2 protein-coding genes and 1 pseudogene are annotated in these 2,880 nt (G+C 64.2%); 1 reads left to right on the top strand and 2 read right to left on the bottom strand.

Translation table 11 applies throughout. The annotated features are described in order from the left end of the window. Positions 1-444, bottom strand: a pseudogene (locus EN879_RS30725) (hypothetical protein); the annotation flags it as partial. Positions 445-683: 239 nt separating this feature from the next. After that, the gene (locus EN879_RS30730; RefSeq protein ID WP_127274470.1) at positions 684-1,676 is read right to left on the bottom strand and encodes an adenosine kinase; all 993 of its coding nucleotides are present in this window, start codon (positions 1,674-1,676) and stop codon (positions 684-686) included. A 230-nt stretch (positions 1,677-1,906) separates the two neighbouring features. Between EN879_RS30730 and EN879_RS30735 the strand changes: the two genes are divergently transcribed. Beyond that, positions 1,907-2,839 (top strand): EamA family transporter, encoded by a 933-nt coding sequence (locus EN879_RS30735; protein ID WP_050580561.1) that lies wholly within the window; start codon positions 1,907-1,909, stop codon positions 2,837-2,839. The last annotated feature ends 41 nt before the right edge of the window (positions 2,840-2,880 follow it).

Raw genomic sequence — 2,880 nt, forward strand, 5'->3', positions numbered from 1 at the left:
GTGCAGGGTCGAGCGGGCGATGCGCAGATGCTCTTCCAGATAGGTCGAACCGGCGACGCGGCCGGCCCAGTCCTCGATCAGCATCGATTCGAGATCGTCGGACTTTGGCAGCGAAGGAGGCTCGACATCGGCCAACGGGGTCGTCGGCGGATTTGTCACGCCGGCAATACCGGCTTCGCTGCGGCGCGCGGCTTCCGCCGCCAGCGCGCGCACGAATTTCGACGCCAGGCCGGGCAGGTCGGCATGGATGGCGTCGATGGCGCGCCGGTGCTTCGGTGACAGCAAGGTGACGGCGGACGCTATGCTGCCGGCGATCTTGCCGACCGAGACCATGGTGGGCTTGTTGATGGCCTCGTCATAGTGGGCAAGTGCACGTTCGACGTCTTCCGCGACCATCTCCGCGAAGTCGTCCTGCTTGAGGCCCTGGATTTGAAATCTGTTCATGCATCTGTCTTCTGGCCGCGCGCTCCCCCTCAGCTGCGGCCGATTGTTGAACTTCTAGTGCGGAAAACGGAAATCGCGGCGGCAACGAATCCTGCCGCCCGACAGCATGCTGTCCAGCATTTCTTGACACCCCAACTGACTGAGGGCGCACCGAAATGTCAGTCGCGGGACGCCCAGATTGCGTGTAGGTGCGATGTATGACAACTGCGCGACGGTGAGGGGCGGCAGCTTGACGGTTGTTAAAGCAATCCCGCCTGCTCAGCCTCGCGGCGCAGATTCTGCCGGGGCCTGGGGCCGATCTGCTGGATCACCAATCCGGCCGCCAGTGAGCCAAGGTCGCCGCAGGTTTGCAGGTCGCGGCCTTGCGTGTAGCCATGCAGGAAGCCGGCGGCATAGAGATCGCCGGCGCCCGTCGTGTCGACCAGTTCCTTGATGGCGGTCGCCTTGATCACCACCGTCTCGTCGCCGCGCACGATCACGGAGCCTTTTTCCGAGCGGGTCACGGCGGCGATCCGGCAATCCTTGCGGATCTGCGCCAGCGCCTCGTCGAACGACGATGTCTGGTAGAGCGACTTGATCTCGTGGCTGTTGGCAAAGACGATGTCGACCGTGCCCGAGCGCACCAGGTCGAGGAATTCGTCGCGGTAGCGGTCGACGCAGAACGAATCCGACAGCGTCATCGACACTTCGCGGCCTGCTGCGTGCGCCAGCTTCGCCGTCTGGCGGATCGCTTCCTTGGCGCGCGGCGGGTCCCACAGATAGCCTTCGAAATAGGTGACCTTGGCGCCAGAAGCCTTATCGGCCTCGACATCCTCCGGCCCAAGCTCGACGCAGGCGCCGAGATAGGTGTTCATCGAGCGCTCGCCGTCGGGCGTGACGAAGATCATCGAGCGCGCCGTCGGCGGCTCGCCCTTGAGCGGCGTGGTGTCGAAGGCGACGCCCTGTGCATGGATGTCGTGGGCGTAGATTTCGCCCAGCGCATCGTTGGAGACCTTGCCGAAGAAGGCGGCGCGGCCGCCAAAGCTGGCGACGCCGGCCGCCGTGTTGCCGGCGCTGCCGCCGGACGCTTCGATCGCCGGGCCCATGCGGCTGTAGAGCAGTTCGGCGCGTTGTGTGTCGATGAGGTTCATCGCGCCCTTGATGATGCCGTTGGTCTCGAGGAATTCCTCGTCGCACTGGGCGATGATGTCGACAATGGCATTGCCGATGCAAAGCACGTCATAATCCGGCATCAAAATCTCCGCCAAAAACCCGAGCCGGCTTCTTGCCACGCCGGCCCGGCGCGGGTCTAGCGATTTGAAACCGGTTTGCCTAGGGCGTGACACGCAACTTTGGCGGAACAGGCAAAGGGGCATCAGCCGCGAGGCGCTATGACAATTCGACCGTGGCCGAAGCATTTCATCGCCGCACCGCCTATAAGCCTGGATCAGACGATCCCGCTTCGAAGGCGAGCCAGCCCCCAATGTCTACAAAAAGCATGTCGACGAAGAACGAGCCTGCAAAAAACGATCTGACCACCGACCTGGTACTGCTCGTCGTGCTGGCAGTGCTCTGGGGCGCCTCCTACACCTTCATCAAGATCGGCGTCGAAACCATCCCGCCGGTCACCTTCATTGCCGCCCGCACCCTGATCGCCGGCGGCATCCTGTTGGCCATCATCCGCTGGCGCGGGCTCGCCTTGCCGGGCGATGCTGCAAGCTGGCGCCGCTTCGCCTTCCAGGCCTGCCTCAACAGCGTTATTCCGTTCACCCTGATCGCCGCGGCCGAACGCTCGGTCGATGCCGGCCTCGCCACCATCCTCAACGCGACCTCACCGATCTTCACCTTCCTCTTGACCGCGCTCATCACCCGCCACGAGCCGGTCACCTTGCGCAAACTGATCGGTGTGGGCGCCGGCATTGCCGGCATCTGCCTCATTATCGGCACGCAGGCGCTGGGTGGCCTCGGTCATGAATTGTGGGCGCAATTGGCAATCGTCGCCGCGACGGTCTGCTATGCCGGGGCCGCCATTTTCGGCCGCGGTTTCAAGGGCCTCGACCCAATGCTACCGGCCGCCGGTTCCATGCTGTGCGGCGCCGTCATCCTCGTGCCGCTCAGTCTGGTGTTCGACCAGCCGTGGACGCTGGCGCCATCGACCGCGTCGATCCTGGCCCTGCTCGGCCTGTCGGTCTTTTCCACCGCGCTGGCCTTCGTTATCTATTTCCGCCTCATCCACACGCTGGGTTCGGTCGGCACCACCTCGCAGGCCTATCTGCGCGTGCCGATCGGCGTCGGCATCGGCGCTCTCTTCCTCGGCGAAAGTCTTGGTTCGACGGCATGGCTGGGCATGGGTTTTGTCGTGGCCGGGGTCGCTGCCATGACCATCCCGGTTCGAAAGCCGGCGTTTGCGCGGTAAACGCCAGCCCGCTTGTGCTCATGGCCTGCGCTGCCTATCTC

This window comes from Mesorhizobium sp. M7A.F.Ca.AU.002.02.1.1, from assembly GCF_003998535.1.
GTDB lineage: Bacteria > Pseudomonadota > Alphaproteobacteria > Rhizobiales > Rhizobiaceae > Mesorhizobium > Mesorhizobium ciceri.

Coding starts and splice junctions, on each gene's coding strand:
- EN879_RS30730 (WP_127274470.1), bottom strand. CDS start 1,676: ATGCCGGATTATGACGTGCTTTGCATCGGCAATGCCATTGTCGACATC.
- EN879_RS30735 (WP_050580561.1), top strand. CDS start 1,907: ATGTCTACAAAAAGCATGTCGACGAAGAACGAGCCTGCAAAAAACGAT.